The organism is Streptomyces griseorubiginosus (assembly GCF_001514195.1).
GTDB classification, from domain to species: Bacteria; Actinomycetota; Actinomycetes; order Streptomycetales; family Streptomycetaceae; genus Streptomyces; species Streptomyces griseorubiginosus.
Window position 1 is genome coordinate 105,731 of record NZ_KQ948734.1, and the last position, 20,932, is coordinate 126,662.

Below are 20,932 nucleotides of genomic sequence, written 5' to 3' on the forward strand. Positions count from 1 at the left end.
GTCCCGCACCCCCCACCAGCGGAGAACTCCATGAACAACAACGGAAGAAGAGCGGCGCTCGCGGGCACGATCCTGCTGAGCGCCTTCTCTCTGGGCGCGGCCCCCGCACAGGCGGCCGGCGACAGCGCGAGCGGCTCCCCGCAGCGTGTCATCGTCGTCATGCGCGACCAGCTCGCCGACCTCCCCATACGCACGCAGGCCGCGCGGCGCGGTCAGGCCGCGGCCGACGACCAGGCGCCCGTCGTGGCCCAGTTGAAGAAGAGCGGCGCCACCCGCATCCACGGCATGAGCCTGATCAACGCCGTCTCCGCCACCCTGGATCCTGCCGCGGCAGCGCGCATCCGCGCCGACCGGCGGGTGGCCGCGGTGGTGCCGGATCTGCCGCTGCCACGACCCGGCGCGGACTCCGCCACCGCGAACTCCGCCACCGCGGCCTCCACCTCCGGCGTCACGGCCGGTTCGGCACCCGGGGTCACCTGCCCCAAGGACCCCGCCAAGCCCCTCCTCGAACCCGAGGCGCTCCGGCTGACGCACACCGACGCGGCGCAGCGCACCGCCACCGGCAAGGGGGTCAAGGTCGCCTTCTTCGCCGAAGGCATGGACGCGGCCAACCCCGAGTTCATCCGCCCCGACGGCAGCCATGTGGTCACCGACTCCGAGGACTTCAGCGGGGACGGCGTGAACGCCGCCACCGTCGGCGGCGGTGAGGCCTTCGGCGACGCCAGTTCCATCGCGGCACAGGGCAGCCGTACCTACGACCTGTCCACGCAACTGCCCTACGCCAAGCTGCCGAAGGGCTGCACCTTCAAGGTGCGCGGCTTCGCGCCCGGCGCACAGCTGATGGACCTGAGGGTGTACGGCACCAGCACCTTCACCTCCGGGTTCATCCGGGCCATCCAGTACGCGGTGGAGCACCACGCGGACGTCCTCAGCCAGTCCTTCGGGTCCAACTTCTATCCCGACGCGGCCACCGACCCCGTCCGGCTGGCCGACGACGCCGCCGTCGCCGCCGGGGTGACGGTGGTCGCCTCCAGCGGTGACTCCGGGACGTCCGGCACCGTGGGCTCACCGGCGAGCGACCCGAACGTGATCGGTGTCGGCGCCACCACGTCGTTCCGGCTGGCGGCGCAGGCCTTCGGCTACAGCAAGTGGACCAACGACAACATCACCGGGCTGTCCTCCGGCGGTACCACCGAGGACAACAAGCTGGTCGACCTGGTGGCGCCGGGCATGGTCGGCATGGCCGCCTGCACCGTGGACCCGCGCTGGAGCGACTGCGCCCTGCCCACCCAGGTGTTCGGCGGGACCAGCCAGTCGGCCCCCTTCGTGGCCGGCGCGGCGGCCGACGTCATCCAGGCGTACAAGGACACCCACGGCGGGGTGCGACCCTCGCCTGACCTGGTCAAGCGCATCCTGACCGGCACGGCCACCGACCTGCACGTCCGCGCCGACGAGCAGGGCGCCGGGCTGCTGGACACCGATGCGGCCGTCCGCGCGGCCCGGGCCGTGAACACCCTCGGCGGTGCGCCGGACAGCACCGAACTGGTTCCCTCGGCAGGGCAGTTGAACGTCGTCGGACAGCCGGGCGGTGAGCGGCGCACCTCCGTCACCCTCACCAACACGGCCGACCGGCCGCAGCGGGTCACGATGACCTCCCGCACGGTCGGCGCCCAGACCTTCAGCACCCTGCACAAGGTCACCGTCGGCTCCCCGCTCGCCGGGGACGACCGTGAAGGCCGGCTCGCCGTCCGGCCGTTCACCGTCAAGGTGCCGCGGGGCACCCCGGTCCTGGACGCCGAGATGGTGTGGCCCGGCACCGCCGACTCCGGCAAGCTCGCGCTGGTCCTGGTGGATCCGGCCGGGCGGCTGACACAGGTCAGCTACGACTACGACGGCTACGGACTGCACAGCAACTACCAGCACGTGGACGTCCACGACCCGCGCCCCGGCACCTGGACCGTCAAGGTGGTGTGGAGCAACGGCCGTATGCACCTTCAGGAGAAGCCCCTGACGCCGGGCAGCTACCGCGGTCCGCTCACCGTCCGGCTCACCGGCCACCGCTACACCTCGGCCGGGGTCCCGGAGCAGACCCGGACCGTCCCGGCGGGCGGTGTCGCGCGGTTCCCGGTCCGGGTCCCGATGCCGCGTACAGCCGGTGACGCGCCCTTCTCCCTCCAGTTCGCCTCGGACACCGGTGCCCGCCTGTCCCTGCCGGTGGCCCGTCGGGCGCTGGTGCCCGTCGACCCGGCCCGCGGACACAGCACCTCCTTCACCGCCACCATCACCGGCGGTGTCGGCCGGGACATCGGCCAGACGAACGGCTACTACCTGGACGTACCGCCCGGCCGGCGGGACCTGACCATCGACCTGACGGCCGAGGACCCCGCCACCATGCTGGAGTACTACCTGGTCAGCCCCGACGGCCAGATCCTCGCCCAGGACACCGACAAGACCGCGGGCGAGCACGGCGTCCCGACCAGGTACGCGAACCTGACCGCCGACCGCCCGGCCGCCGGGCGGTGGAAGCTGCTCGTCGGCCTGCCCTCGGCCATCAGCGGCAAGGCCTTCAGCCAGAAGGTCACGGGGAAGGTCCGCCTCGACGCGGTGACGGCGACGGCGCCAGGACTGCCGGACAGCCCGTCCCGCGTCCTCAAGCGCGGCAGCACGCTCACCGTCCCGGTCCGGATCCCCAACTCCGGCCCGGCGGAGCGGCACTACTTCCTCGACCCCCGGCTCGACACCACGGGCGAGATCGCCCTCGTCGAGAAGGGCAGCGACACGTCGGGGACGGCGAAGATCAACGATCAGGGCCTGGACTGGTTCGTGCCCTCGCACACCACCAAGCTGGTCGCCACGGCCACCGCCGACCGGCCGGTCGATCTGAACATGTACCCCGTGACCGCCTCTCCCATGGCGTTCGGGGAGGCCGGCACCGGTGACACCACGGTCGCCACCGCCTCCGCCGACCAGCTGGCCTCCGGGCAGTGGAGCACCGAGGTGACCGACCCGGGCCCCTTCCGGGACAAGCCCGCGGGCAAGGGCACCGCGAAGATCACGCTCACCGCCACCACCCAGTCGTTCGACCCGGCGGCGAAGGCCTCCACCGGTGCGTACTGGGACCTCAACGCCGATTGGAACCCCGTCGTCGCCGCCGCGGGCAGGACGGCGACGATGCAGCTCACCCTGACCCCGACCGCACCCGTCGGCACGGTCGTCCACGGAACGGTCTACATCGACACCGACACGGCCCTCTCGGGGGTCATGGGGTCCGAACTGATCGGGATCCCGTACTCCTACACGGTGGGCTGAGCGTCAGGGCCGGTGGGCGATCAGGAACGCCTGCTGCGACACCTCCTCGGGGCCGGGTTCGCGCACCATCTGTGAGACGAGCGCGAACCCGGCCCCGAGGAGCAGCCCGACCATCTGCTCCGGCCGCCGCCTCAGGAAGGTCAGTGCGACGGGGCGCCCCCAGGGCCGCTCGTGATGCCGGTCCTTGTCGCCGGCCTGGAAGGCGACGAGGAGATGGCCGCCGGGTGCCAGTACGCGGTGGAACTCTGCGAACAGACGAGGGAGTTGGTCCACGGGGGTGTGGATGGACGAGTAATAGGACACGGCACCGGCGAGTGCCCCGTCCGGAAGATCCAGTTCCAGCATCGAGCCCTGCTCGAACCGCAGCCCCGGATTCTCCCGGCGCGCGATCGCCAGCATCGACTCCGACAGGTCGAGACCGAAGACGGACAGGCCGAGGGAGGCCAGGTATCCCGTGACCCGCCCGGGCCCGCATCCCAGGTCCGCCACTGTTCCGCCACCACCCACGAGTTCGGCGAACCCGGCAATCATCGCCCGGTCCAGGGGCGCGTCGGCGAGTCCGTCCCGGAACTGTTCGGCGTAGTCCTCGGCGACGCTGTCGTAGAAGGTGCGGGTCGCGGTCACGAAGTCGGTGTCGGTCATGGCCGGGGACCCTAGCGGCCCCCACTGACACTCACCCGGTCCGACCGCCCGCGCCTGCCACGGCAAAGGCAGGAGCCCCGCTGCCGTGCGGCGCGGGGCTCCTTGTGTACTGCATTCAGGTCCGGATCAGAGGCTGGAGTGCCTCGGAGACGGGATCGCTCAGACGGGGGTGACGTTCTCCGCCTGCGGGCCCTTCGGGCCCTGGGTCACGTCGAAGGAGACCTGCTGGTTCTCCTCCAGCGAGCGGAAGCCGCTCGCGTTGATGGCGGAGTAGTGGACGAAGACGTCCGGGCCGCCACCTTCCTGGGCGATGAAGCCAAAGCCCTTTTCGGCGTTGAACCACTTCACGGTTCCGGTAGCCATAAGCCCTCCTTGGGCCCAAAAGGGTTGCCCTGCTCCAGAACCTGCAAGTGTGAAACAGTGCCGCACAACTGCATACGTCTGAAAACGACTAGAGCCCGCGGTTACATGCTCCGCAGGCTCTGTACTGCAAGGGAAACCAAACTGCAACTTGCGGCGAGCCTAGCACGCGGGCAGCCGAAAGCAATAGAGGCCAAGATCACGTCACCCGGATGTTTGAAGATCGTGTCGGGGTTTGACTCGGGGGCCGAAGTTCGAAGCGTACCCCAAGGGGTCTAGTGTCGCGATGTGGACAATTCTCGCACCCGGCCGCGCGTCGGCCACATCCAGTTCCTGAACTGCCTGCCCCTGTACTGGGGGCTCGCGAGGACGGGCACGCTCCTCGACTTCGAGCTCACGAAGGACACCCCGGAGAAGCTCAGCGAGCAGCTGGTGCAGGGAGACCTCGACATCGCACCCATCACCCTCGTCGAGTTCCTCAGGAACGCGGACGACCTGGTCGCCTTCCCCGACATCGCCGTCGGCTGCGACGGCCCGGTCATGTCCTGCGTCATCGTCTCGCAGGTCCCGCTGGACGAGCTGGACGGCGCCAAGGTGGCCCTCGGGTCCACCTCGCGCACCTCGGTCCGTCTCGCCCAGCTCCTCCTCGCCGAGCGCTACGGCGTCCGGCCCGACTACTACACGTGCCCGCCCGACCTCAGCCTGATGATGCAGGAGGCGGAGGCGGGCGTACTCATCGGGGACGCGGCGCTGCGGGCGAACCTCCTCGACGGGCCGAAGTACGGCCTCCAGGTGCACGACCTCGGCGCGCTCTGGAAGGAGTGGACCGGGCTGCCGTTCGTCTTCGCCGTCTGGGCCGCCCGCCGGGACTATTTGGAGCGCGAGCCGTTCATCACCCGCAAGGTCCACGAGGCCTTCCTCGCCTCCCGCAACCTCTCCCTGGAGGAGGTCGGCAAGGTCGCCGAACAGGCGGCCCGCTGGGAGGACTTCGACGAGGAGGTCCTGGAGAAGTACTTCACGACCCTGGACTTCAGCTTCGGCGGCCCCCAGCTCGCGGCCGTCGCGGAGTTCGCCCGCCGGGTGGGGCCCACGACGGGTTTCCCCGGGGACGTGAAGGTGGAACTGCTTCAGCCCTAACCTGCATCTGAACCTTATGGGGGAGGCCGGTATGCAGCCGCTGGGAGTCGACGAGCCCACCGCCGTGGGGCCCTACCGGCTGCTCGGCCGGCTCGGGTCCGGCGGCATGGGCCGGGTCTACCTCGGCCGCAGCGCGGGGGGCCGCACCGTCGCCGTCAAGATCGTGCACCCGCACTTCGCGCTCGACGAGGAGTTCCGCGCCCGCTTCCGGCGCGAGGTGGACGCGGCACGCAGGGTGGGCGGGGCGTGGACGGCCCCCGTGCTGGACGCCGACCCGGAGGCCGCCGTCCCGTGGGTCGCCACGGGGTACGCGGCGGGCCCCTCGCTGGCCACGGCGGTCGCGGACGGGGGCCCGCTGCCCGAGCACTCCGTACGGGTCCTGGGCGCGGGCCTCGCCGAGGCGCTGGCGGCGGTGCACGAACTGGGGCTCGTCCACCGGGACGTCAAGCCCTCCAACGTCCTGCTCACCGTCGACGGCCCGCTCCTCATCGACTTCGGCATCGCCCGCGCCACGGACGGCACGGCGTCGCTCACCTCCACCGGCGTCTCGATCGGTTCCCCCGGCTACATGGCGCCCGAACAGATCCTGAGCAAGGGGATCTCCGGCGCGGCGGACGTCTTCTCGCTGGGCGCGGTGCTGGCGTACGCGGCCACGGGGGCGCCCCCCTTCCCCGGGGACTCCTCGGCGTCCCTCCTCTACAAGGTCGTCCACGAGCAGCCCGAACTCGGCTCGCTGAGCGGCGAGCTGCGGGACGTCGTGGAGTCCTGCCTCGCCAAGTCGCCCCAGGAACGGCCGGCTCCGGGGGAGCTGGCCCGACGGCTCGCTCCCGAGGGCGCGGCCCGGCTGGTGGCGGCGGGCTGGCTGCCGGGCGCGCTGGTCGAGCAGGTGGGGCGAAGTGCCGTACAGCTGCTGAATCTCGAGGCGGCGGGGGAGCAGGTGCTGTCCGGGCCGGTGGAGTTCACTTCCCCGTCGGTCGGTGCGTTCGGGCCGCCGCCGGTGATGCCGGCCGTGTCCGCGGGGGCGCCGCCGGCCGAAGCGGCCGGACCCCCGGCGTTCCCGGTCACGCCGCCCACCCCTCTCGGTGTGCCCACCGGGCCGGTCGTGCCGGAGCCCCGGGACGCGACGCCGGACGAGACGGTGGTGCCCTCCGACAAGAAGCCCGGCCGGCTCTCCGTCTCCGTCGCGGCCACCGCCACACCCGGTGAGGGCGGCCGCGGACGCCGGATGAGCTGCACCGTGGCGCTCGCGGTCGCCGGGGCGCTGGCCGCGGTGACCGTGGGGTCGGTCTTCCTGTTCGACCTGCTGCCGGGGCGGGGCGACCACGACTCGGCGGGTGCTCCGACCGGCAGCGACGCGTACTCGTCGGCCCCCACCTCCGAGCCGTCGGCCTCCGGACCGCCCGCGCCCGAGGCCTCCGCGACCTCGGTCTCCCCGTCGTCGAGCGACACGGCGACCGATGCGGCGAGCGGCGCGGCCGAGGTCCCCGCCCGCTACCTCGGCACCTGGGAGGGCGAGGGCAGCGGACTCGGCGGGAGCGTGCCGATGGGGACCTTCCGGATCACCGTCAAGGACGTGGCCGTGGGCAAGGAGCTGGGCCGGCTGGTGCAGACCGACCCGATCGGCGCCGTGTGCACGGACATCCTCACCCTCAAGAAGATCACCGACACCGGGCTCGTCACCACGGCCGTCGGCGCCCCCGACAACCACGCGGGCTGCAACCCCACCGCGCACACCGTCCGCCTCACCCCGGACGGCGACGCCCTGAAGTACACCTCGGAGAGCGCCGCCGAGGGATACCCCGAGGCACGGATGTCGAAGGTCGAGGAGTGACCGGGCTGATCGTCGCCCTCGCCGCACTGTGGGGAGCGGCGGCGGGCGCCCTGCTGCCCCGCGCCGCCCACCGCTTCTCCGTGCCCAGCGGGGAACCCTGGCGGCGCACGTGTCCCGAGGGCCACCGGCTGGGCGGCTGGCTCGGCCCGGTGAGCTGCCCCACCTGCGGCAGGGGGCGGTCGTACGGCCCCGGTGCGCTCCTGCTCGCCACCGTCACCGCCCTCGTCTGCGCCGCTCTCGCCGCCGCCACCGGCACCCGCCCGGAGCTCGCCGTCTGGCTGCTGCTCGCCCCCGCGGGCGTGCTCCTCGCCGTGATCGACCTGCGGGTACGACGGCTGCCCGACCCGCTCACGCTCCCCCTCGCGGCCGCCGCGCTCACCCTGCTCGGCCTGGTCTCGCTCGTCCCCGAACACGCCGGGAGCTGGACGGACGCCCTGCTCGGCGCCCTCGTGCTCGGCGCCGGGTACTGGGTGCTGTGGCGGATCAACCCGGGCGGCATGGGCTTCGGCGACGTGAAGCTGGCGCTCGGCGCGGGGGCGGTCCTCGGGTGGTACGGATGGGACACCGTGCTGCTCGGGACCTTCGCCGGGTTCCTGCTCGGCGCGCTGTGGGGCGGTGCCCTGGTTCTCGTGGGCAGGGCGGGCCGCAAGACGGCGATCCCGTTCGGGCCGTTCCTGATCGTGGGGGCGTACGCGGGGCTGCTGATCGGCGCGTACACGGCCTGAGGTCGGGCCTGTCACAGGGCTGGCGTACGCTGGCTTGGTCCGTGAGAACCCTTGACGAAAGGCACGCCCCGGTGACCGAGAAGGCCGACCTTACGTCTTTTGATGTCGCAGCCGTCCTCGACCGTGCCGCCGAGGGTGGGCGGATCACTCCGGAGGAGGCGCTCGACCTCTACCGTGACGCCCCGCTGCACGCGCTGGGCTCCGCGGCGGACGCCGTGCGCCGCAGGCGGTACGCGGGCACCGAGCACATCGCCACGTACATCATCGAGCGGAACATCAACTACACGAACGTCTGCGTGACGGCGTGCAAGTTCTGCGCGTTCTACGCCCCGCCCACCGCCAAGGACAAGGGCTGGACCCGCGACCTCGACGACATCCTGCGCCGCTGCGCGGAGACCGTGGAACTCGGCGGCACCCAGATCATGTTCCAGGGCGGCCACCACCCGGACTACGGCGTCGAGTACTACGAGAAGCACTTCGCCGCCATCAAGAAGGAGTTCCCGCAGCTGGTCATCCACTCCCTCGGTGCCTCCGAGGTCGAGCACATGGCCAGGATCTCCAAGGTGAGCGTGGAGGAGGCGATCCAGCGCATCCACGCGGCCGGCCTCGACTCCTTCGCGGGCGCGGGCGCGGAGCTGCTCCCCGAGCGCCCCCGCAAGGCCATCGCCCCGCTCAAGGAGTCCGGCGAGCGCTGGCTGGAGATCATGGAGACCGCGCACCGGCTGGGCGTGGAGTCCACCTCCACCATGCTGATGGGCACCGGCGAGACCAACGCCGAGCGCATCGAGCACCTGCGGATGATCCGTGACGTCCAGGACCGCACGGGCGGCTTCCGGGCGTTCATCCCGTACCTGTACCAGCCGATGAACAACCACCTGAAGGGCCGCACCCAGGCCACGATCTTCGAGTACCTGCGGATGATCGCGATCTCCCGGCTCTTCATGGACAACATCGCCCACATCCAGGGCTCCTGGCTCACCACCGGCCAGGACGCGGGCCAGCTGACGCTGCACTACGGCGCGGACGACCTCGGCTCGGTCATGCTGGAGGAGAACGTCGTCTCGGCGGCCGGTGCCAAGCACCGCTCCAACCTCCAGGAAATGATCGACATGATCCGCACCGCGGGTCGCGTCCCGGCCCAGCGCTCCACGACCTACGAGCACCTCGTGGTCCACGACGACCCGGCGAACGACCCGGTCGACGCGCGCGTCCAGTCCCACATCTCCTCCACGGCCATCGAGGGCGGCACGGCCCACCCCGAGCTGAAGATCCTCGCCTCCAACTAGGCCCGCATTGCTGACGATCCACACCGCCGACGTCCTGGCTCCGGGGGGCGAGAGCCCTTCGGTGCCCGGCGGGGCGGTCCTGGTCGAGGGCCGCGCGATCGCCGCCGTGGGGACCTACGGGGAGCTGACCGCCGCCCACCCCACGGCAAGGGTCCGCCGCTGGCCGGGAACCATCACCCCGGGCCTGCTGAACCCGGACGGCCCGGAACTCCTGGAGCGGTCCTACCACCCGGACCCACGCGAGGACTTGGGCAGCGAACCCCTCACGGGCGAGGCCCTCTCATCCCTCGACATGACCGAGGCGAGATGGGGCGCGAGCGCGAGGCGGGGGGTGCAACGGCTGCTGGCCCAGGGCGCGGTGGCGGTGACCGGCCCACTGCGCCGCCCCGCGGTGATCGACGCGGTGCACAGGTCGGGGCTGCGGATCGAGCACGGGGTCACACCGATGCCGCTGCGACCCGGCGGGGACGCGACCTTCGCGATCTTCGACGCAACGGAATGCGTAGCAACGGTCATCAGGGGCCGCTTGCTACACCGGCGCAGGTAAGAGCCTTTAGGGGCGCGGGGAACTGCGCGACCAGCCCCCACCCAGCCGCACCCGAAACTCAACCGGAGAAGGCTTCCCCAAAGTCCCCGGAACCCTGAGAAACCCCACTGCAATTCGTCAACGCGTCATCCCCCTCCTCACACTGCTGATCCCGGAACGTAGCCCACATCGACACCCACGAAACCCCCTTCGATTCAGCGAACTCCCTTACCTGCGCGGCGTCTGACAACGTGAACGTCTCCCCGTCCACATCATTCGTCCCGATCATCGAAGTGAGCGCCAACGCCCCCCACGCAGTGGAGTCCGACGTACCGAAGACCGACTTCAACTGCCCTTGCGCCGCCTTCGCCGAAGTGATCGCGTACTGCCCCATGTCCCCGTCGTAGGACTCCGCGTAATTCATCGTCATGATGTTGACCGTCGACACCTGAACGCCGTGGTCGTTCGCGGACTCCAGCAGTGCCACGCCACCGTCGTCGAGCCCCGACGGCATGACCGGCAGCGTGAACGAGACGGCGAGATCGGTCCGTTCCTTCTGGAGCAGCGCGATCGCCTCCGACCGCAGGTCCACCGAGTCGGAGTCCGTCAGCGCGTCCCCCTCGATGTCGAAGTCGGCGAGGGAGGAGCCGGCCGCGTCCAGCGCGGAGCCGTACGCCGCCGCGAGCTCGGCCGCGCCGGAGCACGTCTCGGCCAGCTCCTTCCCGGACGCTCCGCCGAACGACACCCGTACCTTCGCCCCGCTCTTCTTCAGCGCGCTGACCCGGGACTTGACGGAGGCGTCCCCGACAGCCGCCGTACCGTTCCAGGACGGCGTGCAGTCACTCCCGTCGGCGATCACGAACGCGAGGTTGTAGACGGACGGCGACCCCGCGGAGTCGTTGCCGGAGGCCTCGGTCGCATTGACGTAGGGGGCGTAGGCGGTGGCGGCCGACGGGGTCTGCGACGCGGTCTCCCGGGGTGTCGCGGGGGCGGCTCCCGGCGCGGGTGCGGCCTTCGCGGAACACCCCGTGCCGGCCAGCAAGAACAGGCATGTGAGCCCGGCGGCCGGCCTCAGGAATCCCCGCATGGTTCATGCACCCGCTCTCGTTGTCCGTCTCGGGAGCAGCGAATGTCTCACACCCTCCTGAGTCCATGACGACGTTCTCCGAACAGCCGCCGCACAGACAAGCGGGCTGGTAAAGGGCGAATCGGGAAACCTCTCAGGGAACAGACAGCGCAAGGGATTTCTCGTATCCGCCTCACAAGCGCGCCACATGTGGACACATAAAGGCTCCCTAATCTCTGCGGAATGCATTTCGAGCCTGGCACCGAAAAGAGTGCGGCCTCGCGCGGCCGCCGCCGCAAACGCGGCGGTGACGAGCCCGCCGAGGGTCCCGTGTTCGTCGACAACTCCGGACGCCGCTCCAAGCTGCTGCGCCGGATCGGAGTCCTCCTCGGCGTCCTGTGCCTCGGCTACGCCGTGGTGCTCGGCCTCGCCTTCCTGGGCATCGGCGTCTCCAGCAGCTCGCTGCTGCCCTTCGCGGGCGGCGGACCGGGCGCCGGCTCCGGCTCCGGTCCCGGCGGCCTCCAGCCGCAGGGCGGCATCGGCAGCCCGCCGGCGCTGCCCACGGGCACCCCGCAGACCGCCGCGCCGACCGCCTCAGCGACCGCCTCCAACTGACCTGAACGGCCCACCACATGACCACGACGACGCCCTCCCGCGGCCGCCGGCGTGCCCCCACCCGCATGGAGCGGGCGGCGGGCAGGGCCGCGGCGTTGCAGAAACCGCGGGTCATCCTCGCCCTGCTGCTCCTGCTCGGCCTGACCAGCGTGATGCTCCTCGACGGCTATCTGCGCGCCGAGGTCGGCGGCGACCAGCGGGTCCGCGACGGCGCGAGCTCCAGCAAGGTCCCCGAAGAGATCCTCGACGGCGGGCCCATCATCAGCTTCCGGGGCGGCCGGGCCACCACGACCTCCGTGCCCGCCAAGACGATCGCGCTCACCTTCGACGACGGCCCGAACCCGACGTACACGCCCCAGGTCCTGAAGATCCTGGAGAAGTACGACGTCCCGGCCACCTTCTTCCTCGTCGGCTCGATGGTCTCGCGCTACCCGGAGATCGTGAAGGACATGGTCGACCAGGGCAATGAGGTCGGCATCCACACCTTCACGCACGTCGACCTCTCCTACCAGAGCGACGCCCGGGTCCGGCGCGAGATGACCCAGACCCAGCTCGCCCTCGCGGGCGCGGCCGGCATCACCACCACGCTGTTCCGGGCGCCGTACTCCTCGGAGACGGACGCGATCGACAACTACAGCTGGCCCGTCTACAAGAAGCTCGGCGAGGAGGGCTACACCAGCGTCTTCGTCGACACCGACAGCGACGACTGGAAGAAGCCGGGCGTCTCGAAGATCGTCCAGTGGGCCACGCCGACCGGCACCTCGGGCGCCTCCGTGCTGATGCACGACGCCGGTGGCGACCGCGGGCAGACCCTCGAAGCGCTGCCGAAGTACATCGAGAAGATGCGGGCGAAGGGGTACACCTTCACCACCATCAGCGGAGTCGTCGAGGCGCAGAACGCGGACGTGCGGATCCCGGCGGGCAACGGGACCGGCGAGCGGAACGCCACCGACCGCCTCCAGGCCGCCCACCGCGAGGCCACCGGCACCACCCTCTACGAGGGCAAGGCGCTCGTCGCCGCGGTCGCCGTCGCCGAGTACACGGTGCCCACGCTCTCGGTCGGCCTGGTGGTCGTCGGTGTGGCCGTCCTGGGCCGGTTCGGGATGATGCTGGTCCTCGCCCGCCGCCACTACAGACAGCGCAACAAGCGCCGCTTCTGCTGGGGGCCCGAGGTCACCCGCCCGGTGAGCGTGATCGTCCCGGCGTACAACGAGAAGGAGTGCATCGCCAACACCCTGGAGTCGCTGGCGAGAAGCACCCACCCCATCGAGGTGATCGTCGTCGACGACGGCTCCTCGGACGGCACCTCCGAGATCGCCCGCGAGGCCGCCCGCCGACTGGGCATGACCAACGTGCGGATCATCCGCCAGGAGAACGCGGGCAAGCCGGCCGCCCTCAACAACGGCGTCCGCAGCGCCCGTCACGACATCGTCGTGATGATGGACGGCGACACCGTCTTCGAGCCGGACACCGTACGACAGCTGGTGCAGCCCTTCGCCGACGAGGAGGTCGGCGCGGTCGCCGGCAACGCCAAGGTGGGCAACCGGAACACGGTCATCGGGGCCTGGCAGCACATCGAGTACGTGATGGGCTTCAACCTGGACCGCCGGATGTACGACCTGATGCGCTGCATGCCCACCATCCCGGGCGCGATCGGCGCCTTCCGCAGGGACGCCGTGCTCCAGGTCGGCGGGATGAGCGAGGACACCCTCGCCGAGGACACCGACATCACCATCGCGATGCACCGCGCCGGGTGGCGGGTCGTCTACCAGGAGCACGCGCGTGCGTGGACGGAGGCGCCGGGCTCGCTCAAGCAGCTGTGGTCGCAGCGCTACCGGTGGTCGTACGGCACCATGCAGGCGCTGTGGAAGCACCGCAAGTCCCTCACCGACCGGGGGCCCTCGGGTCGCTTCGGCCGGGTCGGGATGCCGCTGGTGGTGATCTTCCAGATCGTCACGCCGGTCTTCGCCCCGCTCATCGACGTGTTCACCGCCTACTCGATGATCTTCATCGACTTCCGGGCGGCCCTGTACGCGTGGCTGGCGGTGCTGGGCATCCAGCTGGTGTGCGCCGCGTACGCCTTCCGGCTCGACCGGGAGAAGTACCGGTACCTGCTGATGATGCCGCTCCAGCAGCTGGCCTACCGGCAGATGATGTACCTCGTCCTGATCCACTCCTGTGTCACCGCCCTCACCGGCGGCCGGCTCAGGTGGCAGAAGCTGAAGCGCACGGGTGAGGTCGGGACACCGGCGGGGGTGGGCCGGTGAGCTGGGAGCAGCAGGCCCACGAGCAGGGTCACCGGCAGACCTGGCCCTCGCCGGGATACGACCCCGAGTACGGGTACTCGGGGTGGGCGCAGCAGCCGTATCCCCAGGACCAGGAGCAGCTGTATCCCCACGAGCAGTCGTATCCCCAGGAGCAGCCGGAGACCGTCCAGCAGCCGTACCTCCCGCAGCAGCCGGATCCCGCTCAGCCGCCGTATCCCCGGGAAGCCCCCGTTGACGCCGAGGCGGAGGAGGAGAAGCCTCCGCCTCGGCCCCCGGGCCGGGACCGGTACTTCGACACCCTGCGGGCCGTCGCCCTGATCCGGGTCGTCGGCTATCACACCTTCGGGTGGGCCTGGGCGGGCCTGGTCTTCCCGTCCATGGGGATCATGTTCGGCCTGGCCGGCACCCTGATGGCCAAGTCGCTGGAGAGACCGGCGTTCGAGGTCGTCAGGAGCCGGATGCGGCGCCTGCTGCCGCCGTTCTGGTTCTGGGGCGTCTTCGTGGTCCTCGCGATGCTGGTCCACGGCTGGATGCCGGGCCGGCAGATCGTCTTCTGGGTCCTGCCGCTCGGTGATCCGCCCGGCAACGCGTGGGGCGAGCAGGCCTGGGAGATCCTCTGGTACCTGAGGACCTACCTCTGGTTCGTGCTGCTCTCCCCGCTGCTGCTCCGGGTGTTCCGGCTCGCCCCGGTGCCGGTCCTGCTGCTGTCCCTCGCCCCGATCGTGGTCCTCCAGTTCCTGTGGGAGCCGCCGGACGACCGTCTCGGCAGCGCGCTGACCGACCTCGCGACCTTCCTGTTCTGCTGGATCCTCGGCTTCGCGCACCGCGACGGGGTCCTGGAGCGGCTGAAGCCCTTCGCCGTCGTCGTGCTCTCGCTCGCCGCGCTCGGCTTCGGCGGCTGGTACGCCTTCACCCACCAGGCGGAGACGGGGTCGTACGACCTCGACGACATCCCGCTCGCCCAGGCCTTCTGGTCCGCCGGGTACGTGACGCTGCTGATGTGGGCCAAGGCGTACTTCGGGATCGACTTCGCGTGGCTCACCCGCTTCCGGCGGACCGACCGGCTCGTCACCGTCTTCAACTCCCGCGCGGTGACGATCTACCTGTGGCACGAGATCGCGCTGATCCTCGCCGTGCCGCTGATCGACCTGTTCTGGGACGTGCCCGCCTTCGAGAAGTGGCTGCCGCTGGAGAGCCAGTGGTTCCTGTTCGGCGTCGGGTGGGTGCTGATCGCCGTGTTCGTGCTGGTGTGCGGTTGGGTGGAGGACGTGGCCGGGAAGAAGAAGCCGCAGCTCCTTCCGGGAAGGCGGCCTGCAAGAATGAGCCCGTGACCCGCGCCTCCCTGAACAAGCAGCCGCACGAAGTCGCCTCGATGTTCGACGACGTGGCGGAACGGTACGACCTGACCAACGACGTGCTCTCGCTCGGCCAGGACCGGGCGTGGCGCAAGGAGGTGGCCAAGGCCGTCGACGCCCGCCCCGCGCAGAAGGTCCTGGACCTGGCGGCGGGCACGGCCACGTCCTCGCTGCCCTTCGCGCGGACGGGCGCCTACGTCGTCCCCTGCGACTTCTCCCTCGGCATGCTCAGGGTCGGCAAGAAGAACCACCCGTGGCTGCCGCTCACGGCGGGCGACGCGACGAAGCTGCCCTTCAAGGACGACACCTTCGACGCCGTCACCATCTCCTTCGGGCTGCGCAACGTCCAGGACACCGACGCGGCGCTGCGCGAGATGTACCGGGTGACCAGGCCCGGCGGCCGGGTCGTGATCTGCGAGTTCTCGCACCCCACCTGGGCGCCCTTCCGCACGGTCTACACCGAGTACCTGATGCGCGCCCTGCCGCCGGTGGCCCGCGCGGTCTCCTCCAACCCCGACGCGTACGTCTACCTCGCCGAGTCCATCCGCGCCTGGCCCGACCAGCCGGCCCTGGCGGAGCGTCTCCAGAAGGCCGGCTGGTCCAAGGTGGCGTGGCGCAACCTCACGGGCGGGATCGTGGCGCTGCACCGGGGCGTCAAGGCGAGCTGAGGCCCCTCAGGAGCCGAGGCACACCCTGCACGGGTCCCCGGGCTCCTCCAGCTCGCGCCGGAGACCGCCCGTCGGGGGCCTGGGCACCCGGGGTTCGCGCATCCCGCCGCCACCACCCTCGCCCGGGCCGAAGTCGAACCACACGTAGACCATCGACTCGCGCGGCACCTCGGCACCGGGCTGCGGGTACTGGCGTACCACGTAGTCGACGACGGCGAGGTGGAAGTCCTTGCGGTCCGGGGCGTTGATCAGCAGGCCCTGCGCCTGGGCCGTCGTTCGCGCGTCCACTGCCATGAGTCCGACCAGACGCGGTACGCGCACCTCGGGCGTTTTGGGTGTTATTCGCACAGATGTCACCCCCAGCGGTACTGGCAGGGTAACTCCGGCGCCCCGGCACCCGGAAGTGCCGGGTGTCTTTCTGTAGCAGACCGCTACTCCGCGTCACCGTCGCGCAGGGAGAGCCGGAAGCACAGGGCGTCCTCCGGGACCCGCGGGTCCGGGAAGGTCTCCGCGAGGTCCATGCCGAGGCGCTTGGTGACCGCGATCGACCGTTCGTTGCCGGGTCTGACCATCGCGACCACGTCCGTGACGCCCGCCGCCCGCAGCCGTTCCAGCGTCATCCGCGCGGCCACGGTGGCGTACCCCTTGCCCCAGTACTCCCGCCCGAGCCGCCAGCCGATCTCGATCTCGCCGGTCGGTCCCCAGTCCCGCGGCCATGGCTGGGCACCCGTGAAGCCGATGACCCGGCCGCCCTCGTCGACCATCGTCCACAGGCAGAAACCCAGTTCGGCGTCGTGCCGGCGCTGGCGCGCGGTGAGCTCCTCGTAGAAGGACAGCTCCGCGGACTTCCCGCCGTGGAACTCCATGACGTCCGGGTCGTCGAAGACCCGGTGCCAGGCGACGGCGTCCTCGTCGGTGGGGACGCGCAGCGCTACTACGGGCAGAGCTCGGTTCACTGGGGCAGCCCTTCAGCCGGGTGATCAATTCTGCTGAATAGACTGCCCATGTCCAGTGCCGCTCGGCACACGGATTCCGAACTTGATTCCGAGCTTGGGGAGATCCCGTCGTGACTGAGCCGCTCTCCGAAAACACCGCCGATGTCATCGTCGTCGGCGCGGGGCCGGCCGGCTCCACCACCGCCTACCACCTCGCCAAGGCCGGACTCGACGTGCTCCTGCTGGAGAAGACCGAGTTCCCGCGCGAGAAGGTGTGCGGCGACGGCCTGACCCCGCGTGCCGTCAAACAGCTCGTCGCCATGGGCATCGACGTCTCCGAGGAGGCCGGCTGGCTGCGCAACAAGGGCCTGCGGATCATCGGCGGCGGGGTGCGGCTCCAGCTGGACTGGCCTGATCTGGCCTCCTTCCCCGACTACGGCCTGGTCCGCAAGCGCGACGACTTCGACGAGCAGCTCGCCCGCCAGGCCCAGAAGGCCGGGGCCCGGCTGTACGAGCGCTGCAACGTCGGCGCCCCGATCACCGACGAGCGCACCGGCCGTATCACCGGCGTCCACGCGAAGCTGGGCGAGGACAAGCGCGAAGTCACCTTCCACGCGCCCCTGGTGGTGGCCGCCGACGGCAACTCCACCCGGCTCTCCCTCGCGATGGGCCTGCACCGCCGCGAGGACCGCCCGATGGGCGTCGCCGTACGGACGTACTTCGAGAGCCCCCGCCACGAGGACGACTACCTGGAGTCCTGGCTGGAGCTGTGGGACCGGCGCGGACCCGGCGAGGACCGGCTGCTGCCCGGCTACGGCTGGATCTTCGGCATGGGCGACGGCACCTCCAACGTCGGCCTCGGCGTGCTGAACACCTCCGACTCCTTCAAGGAGCTCGACTGGCGCGAGGTGCTGAAGGCCTGGTGCGCCTCCATGCCCGAGGACTGGGGCTACACGCCGGAGAACATGACCGGGCCGATCCGCGGGGCCGCCCTGCCCATGGCCTTCAACCGCCAGCCCCACTACACGCGCGGCCTGCTGCTCGTCGGCGACGCCGGCGGCCTGGTGAACCCCTTCAACGGCGAGGGCATCGCCTACGCCATGGAGTCCGGCCAGATCGCCGCCGACGTCATCGTGCAGGCCCACGCCCGGTCGACCCCGGCCGGGCGCGAGATGGCCCTCCAGCGCTACCCGCGCGTCCTGAAGGACACCTACGGCGGCTACTACACGCTGGGCCGCGCCTTCGTGAAGCTCATCGGCAACCCGAAGGTCATGAAGATCGCGGCCCAGCGCGGGCTGACCCACCCGGTGCTCATGAAGTTCACCCTGAAGATGCTCGCCAACCTCACCGACCCCACGGGCGGCGACGCGATGGACCGGATCATCAACGGGCTGAGCAAGGTGGCGCCGAAGGCGTGACGCGCGCCCGGGAGTCGGGCGCCGCCCTGGAGGCCGGTGCCCCTCAGGCCTCCAGGGCGCCCTGAGCGCCCTTCAGCGCCTCCACGTTGGCGGCCCGGCGGGCGAACACCTCGTCCCGCCGGTCCGCCGCCTGCCGCAACGCCTCCTTGCGGTCCCGCCCGGACAGCCGGTCGACATACACGTGCCCGTTCACATGGTCGGTCTCGTGCGCCAGGCAGCGCGCGAAGTAGCCGGTCCCCTCGATCACGAGCGGCTCGCCGTCCCTGTCGAACCCGCGCACCACGGCCCGGTCCGGACGCGGTACGTCCATCACGGCACCCGGCACGGACAGGCAGCCCTCGCCGTCGTCGACCAGCCTGCGCGCGGACGGGTCGAGCGGGTCGAGGACCGGGTTGACGATGTGTCCGACATGTCGGACACCGTCGTCGTCGGGGCAGTCGTACACGAACAGCCGCAGGTCGACGTCGACTTGGTTGGCCGCGAGTCCGGCCCCGTCCGCGATGTACATCGTGAGGAACATGTCGTCGATCAGCGCGGCCAGGTCGGGCCCGAACTCGGTCACGTCCCGGCACGGCCGGTGCAGGATCTCCTCGCCGACCTCCGTGATGCGCCGGACCCGCCTGCGCCGGGCCTCGGGCGCGAGCCGCGGGTACGAGTCGGTGGGACGGCCCTGTACGAACACACTGGGCATGGTGAAGTCTCCTGTCCTGTAGGGGCGGTGCGCAGGTGCGCCGCCCGCACCCATCCAACCCCGGACAGGGCGACGGCAGGGCCTCCGATCCCGGACAGGACGACGGAAGGGCCGCAGCCCCCGAGCGGCTGCGGCCCTTCCGTGTGTTCGTGCTGTTCTGTGACTCGATGTCCCAGGTGTCCCGGTGTCAGAGCACCCGCACCGCGCCGGTCGGCGGGTCGTACGACAGCGGCTTCTCGGCGACGCCCGTCGAGGGGTTCTGCGCGCCGACGAACATGCCGTCGCCGACGTACACCGCCACGTGGTACGCGCTGCCCGCGCTGCCCCAGTACAGGATGTCGCCCGGCTGAAGGTTGCTCAGCGAGACCTGGGTGCCGGCCGTCGACTGGTCCTGCGAGACGCGCGGCAGGTCGATGCCCACCTGCTTGAAGGCCGTCTGGACGAGACCGGAGCAGTCCCAGGAGCTGGGGCCGGTGCCGCCGGAGACGTACGCGTCGCCGATCTGCGCCTTCACGAAGGCGATGACGGCCGCGGCCGAACCGGTCGCCGTGGACGAGCTCGTGGAGACGCTCGCGCCCGCCGAGGCGGACAGGGTGGCCCGCGCGGAGCTGCGTGAGGCGGCTTCCTCGGCGGCGGCCCTGCGGGCCTCCTCGGCCTTCTTCTTGGCCTCCGCCTTCTTCTTGGCCTCGGCGAGGTCGGCCTTGGCCTGCTTGGCGGCGCTCGCGGCGGCCGCGTCACGCTCCGCCTGGAGCTGGTAGTTGGCGGCCGCCTGCTGCATGGCGTCGGCGGACTCGGCGACCTGGCTGCCCAGGTCGGCCGAGAGGGTGGGCAGTTCGATGGTCTGCGTCGTCGACTCGGCGGCGAACGCCGAAGCCGACGCGCCCGCCGCTGCCATGCTGAGAACGCCACCGGCGACTCCGGCACGCACGGCGATCGAAGTCGTCGCGCTGCGGCGGGGTTTCCGGTGGCTGCGTATGTGAGCGGTGTGGGACATGAGACCAACTGGTATCAGGGGCTCCTCCATACCTTCAAGAAACGTGGGCTGCGCCACAGTTGTTCAATCGGCGGCCCGAATTCATGGTGGGCGGCTCTTTATTGACGCCGTAACGGACATTGCGGACGCACGTGATCAAGCCTGTGATCATGGGCTTTCGCTGTTACGCCCGAATTGACCCGCATCTACCATCGGTTGAGGCCGTTGGCCAAGCCCCGGTCCTGAGGGGCCCTCACGCATGTGGCGGAGGTCACGCAACGGTTACGGCGGCGGTTGCGTCCTGAGTCGGCCACCGCTCGTGAATGTGCGCACGCGTCCACATCCGTCCTCGCGGCTCCCCCTGATGTGTGAACGCGGTCCTCTACCAAGCGCTCTCGTCCAGCACCAATTTGCATGCAGGGGAACTCTCTTGATATTGAGACGCCTTCTCTTACCTGCATCGACTAGCGAAAATGTCACTTCTGGTGATCACTCGGGCGCTTCTCGTATGAAGATCGTCGCCGTTCGGTCTCCATGATCCTTCATCAGGTGGTGGAGATCACAAAGCTTGTGCAATACCCCGTGTCGCAGATCACAGACCGGCGGGCATAGGATGCGGGTCAGTTGGGCTTGTGACCTGCTTCACATGTTCGCGATCTTCGTCGGGACGGCGGAGGTTGGAGGGACGTATGAGACGGGTGTGAGTCCGATGCCATCGCCAGCAGTCAGTGCCGACTGAGAGGAGCGAGGAGCGGTGAACGCCTATGCGCCCATCCTCGTACTGGGAGCCCTCGGGGCAGGCTTTGCGATCTTCTCCGTGGTCATGGCCACGCTGATCGGTCCGAAGCGGTACAACCGGGCCAAGCTCGAGGCCTACGAGTGCGGCATCGAGCCGACCCCCACGCCGGCCGGCGGCGGGCGCTTCCCCATCAAGTACTACCTGACGGCGATGCTCTTCATCGTCTTCGACATCGAGATCGTCTTCCTCTACCCCTGGGCCGTCACCTTCGACGCCCTGGGTGTTTTCGGGCTCGTGGAGATGCTGCTCTTCGTGCTCACCGTCTTCGTCGCGTACGCGTACGTATGGCGGCGCGGCGGCCTGGAATGGGACTGAGGGGCCTTTAACTC

19 protein-coding genes are annotated in these 20,932 nt (G+C 70.4%); 12 read left to right on the forward strand and 7 right to left on the reverse strand.

Features of this window, described 5'->3' with window-relative positions; genetic code table 11:
• Positions 1-30 precede the first annotated feature (30 nt).
• Positions 31-3,309, forward strand: a complete 3,279-nt coding sequence (locus AQJ54_RS00545) for a S8 family peptidase (protein ID WP_062232771.1) — start codon at positions 31-33, stop codon at positions 3,307-3,309.
• A gap of 3 nt (positions 3,310-3,312) precedes the next feature.
• Here the strand turns inward: AQJ54_RS00545 and AQJ54_RS00550 are convergent, their stop codons facing one another.
• Positions 3,313-3,951: a class I SAM-dependent methyltransferase gene (locus AQJ54_RS00550; RefSeq protein ID WP_062232772.1), complete on the reverse strand. Its 639-nt coding sequence runs from the start codon at positions 3,949-3,951 to the stop codon at positions 3,313-3,315.
• A gap of 159 nt (positions 3,952-4,110) precedes the next feature.
• Entirely contained in the window at positions 4,111-4,314 is a 204-nt protein-coding gene (locus AQJ54_RS00555; RefSeq protein ID WP_003992177.1) for a cold-shock protein, read from the reverse strand.
• Between the two features lie 285 nt (positions 4,315-4,599).
• Between AQJ54_RS00555 and AQJ54_RS00560 the strand changes: the two genes are divergently transcribed.
• From AQJ54_RS00560 to AQJ54_RS00580, 5 genes are all read left to right on the forward strand, one after another.
• Entirely contained in the window at positions 4,600-5,448 is an 849-nt protein-coding gene (locus AQJ54_RS00560) for a menaquinone biosynthetic enzyme MqnA/MqnD family protein (RefSeq protein WP_062023206.1), read from the forward strand.
• Between the two features lie 31 nt (positions 5,449-5,479).
• Positions 5,480-7,279: a serine/threonine-protein kinase gene (locus tag AQJ54_RS00565; RefSeq protein WP_062232774.1), complete on the forward strand. Its 1,800-nt coding sequence runs from the start codon at positions 5,480-5,482 to the stop codon at positions 7,277-7,279.
• Positions 7,276-8,004, forward strand: a complete 729-nt coding sequence (locus AQJ54_RS00570; RefSeq protein ID WP_062232777.1) for a prepilin peptidase — start codon at positions 7,276-7,278, stop codon at positions 8,002-8,004. Before AQJ54_RS00565 ends, AQJ54_RS00570 begins: the two co-directional genes overlap by 4 nt.
• A gap of 71 nt (positions 8,005-8,075) precedes the next feature.
• The gene (gene mqnC, locus AQJ54_RS00575) at positions 8,076-9,290 is read left to right on the forward strand and encodes a cyclic dehypoxanthinyl futalosine synthase (RefSeq protein WP_062023214.1); all 1,215 of its coding nucleotides are present in this window, start codon (positions 8,076-8,078) and stop codon (positions 9,288-9,290) included.
• 7 nt (positions 9,291-9,297) lie between these two features.
• Positions 9,298-9,837: an imidazolonepropionase-like domain-containing protein gene (locus tag AQJ54_RS00580; RefSeq protein WP_062232779.1), complete on the forward strand. Its 540-nt coding sequence runs from the start codon at positions 9,298-9,300 to the stop codon at positions 9,835-9,837.
• A 58-nt stretch (positions 9,838-9,895) separates the two neighbouring features.
• On the opposite strand, the gene AQJ54_RS00585 is transcribed toward AQJ54_RS00580, so the two are convergent.
• On the reverse strand, positions 9,896-10,903 hold the full coding sequence (locus tag AQJ54_RS00585; RefSeq protein WP_062232781.1) for a chitinase: 1,008 nt from the start codon (positions 10,901-10,903) through the stop codon (positions 9,896-9,898).
• 222 nt (positions 10,904-11,125) lie between these two features.
• On the opposite strand from AQJ54_RS00585, the gene AQJ54_RS00590 reads away from it, so the two are divergent.
• From AQJ54_RS00590 to AQJ54_RS00605, 4 genes are read left to right on the forward strand one after another with little or no spacing between them, the layout of a single operon-like run.
• Positions 11,126-11,497 (forward strand): hypothetical protein, encoded by a 372-nt coding sequence (locus AQJ54_RS00590; protein WP_062232784.1) that lies wholly within the window; start codon positions 11,126-11,128, stop codon positions 11,495-11,497.
• Positions 11,498-11,514: 17 nt separating this feature from the next.
• Positions 11,515-13,764 carry a bifunctional polysaccharide deacetylase/glycosyltransferase family 2 protein gene (locus AQJ54_RS00595; protein ID WP_062232787.1) on the forward strand — a complete coding sequence of 750 codons (2,250 nt, stop codon included), beginning with the start codon at positions 11,515-11,517 and terminating at the stop codon, positions 13,762-13,764.
• Positions 13,761-15,095 (forward strand): acyltransferase family protein, encoded by a 1,335-nt coding sequence (locus AQJ54_RS00600; RefSeq protein ID WP_062232790.1) that lies wholly within the window; start codon positions 13,761-13,763, stop codon positions 15,093-15,095. Before AQJ54_RS00595 ends, AQJ54_RS00600 begins: the two co-directional genes overlap by 4 nt.
• Positions 15,092-15,787 carry a demethylmenaquinone methyltransferase gene (locus tag AQJ54_RS00605; RefSeq protein ID WP_062023230.1) on the forward strand — a complete coding sequence of 232 codons (696 nt, stop codon included), beginning with the start codon at positions 15,092-15,094 and terminating at the stop codon, positions 15,785-15,787. Before AQJ54_RS00600 ends, AQJ54_RS00605 begins: the two co-directional genes overlap by 4 nt.
• A 6-nt stretch (positions 15,788-15,793) precedes the next feature.
• Here AQJ54_RS00605 and AQJ54_RS00610 read toward each other — a convergent pair whose 3' ends face one another.
• Both AQJ54_RS00610 and AQJ54_RS00615 read right to left on the reverse strand, forming a co-directional pair.
• The gene (locus AQJ54_RS00610; protein WP_079069670.1) at positions 15,794-16,108 is read right to left on the reverse strand and encodes a PASTA domain-containing protein; all 315 of its coding nucleotides are present in this window, start codon (positions 16,106-16,108) and stop codon (positions 15,794-15,796) included.
• A 110-nt stretch (positions 16,109-16,218) separates the two neighbouring features.
• Positions 16,219-16,743 carry a GNAT family N-acetyltransferase gene (locus AQJ54_RS00615; RefSeq protein ID WP_062232794.1) on the reverse strand — a complete coding sequence of 175 codons (525 nt, stop codon included), beginning with the start codon at positions 16,741-16,743 and terminating at the stop codon, positions 16,219-16,221.
• Between the two features lie 110 nt (positions 16,744-16,853).
• Between AQJ54_RS00615 and AQJ54_RS00620 the strand changes: the two genes are divergently transcribed.
• Positions 16,854-18,140, forward strand: a complete 1,287-nt coding sequence (locus AQJ54_RS00620) for a geranylgeranyl reductase family protein (RefSeq protein WP_030322084.1) — start codon at positions 16,854-16,856, stop codon at positions 18,138-18,140.
• A gap of 43 nt (positions 18,141-18,183) precedes the next feature.
• Here AQJ54_RS00620 and def read toward each other — a convergent pair whose 3' ends face one another.
• Positions 18,184-18,831 (reverse strand): peptide deformylase, encoded by a 648-nt coding sequence (gene def / locus AQJ54_RS00625; protein ID WP_062232796.1) that lies wholly within the window; start codon positions 18,829-18,831, stop codon positions 18,184-18,186.
• A 187-nt stretch (positions 18,832-19,018) separates the two neighbouring features.
• Positions 19,019-19,825, reverse strand: a complete 807-nt coding sequence (locus AQJ54_RS00630; protein ID WP_062232797.1) for a C40 family peptidase — start codon at positions 19,823-19,825, stop codon at positions 19,019-19,021.
• Between the two features lie 733 nt (positions 19,826-20,558).
• Between AQJ54_RS00630 and AQJ54_RS00635 the strand changes: the two genes are divergently transcribed.
• On the forward strand, positions 20,559-20,918 hold the full coding sequence (locus AQJ54_RS00635; protein ID WP_007383963.1) for an NADH-quinone oxidoreductase subunit A: 360 nt from the start codon (positions 20,559-20,561) through the stop codon (positions 20,916-20,918).
• Positions 20,919-20,932: the final 14 nt, after the last annotated feature.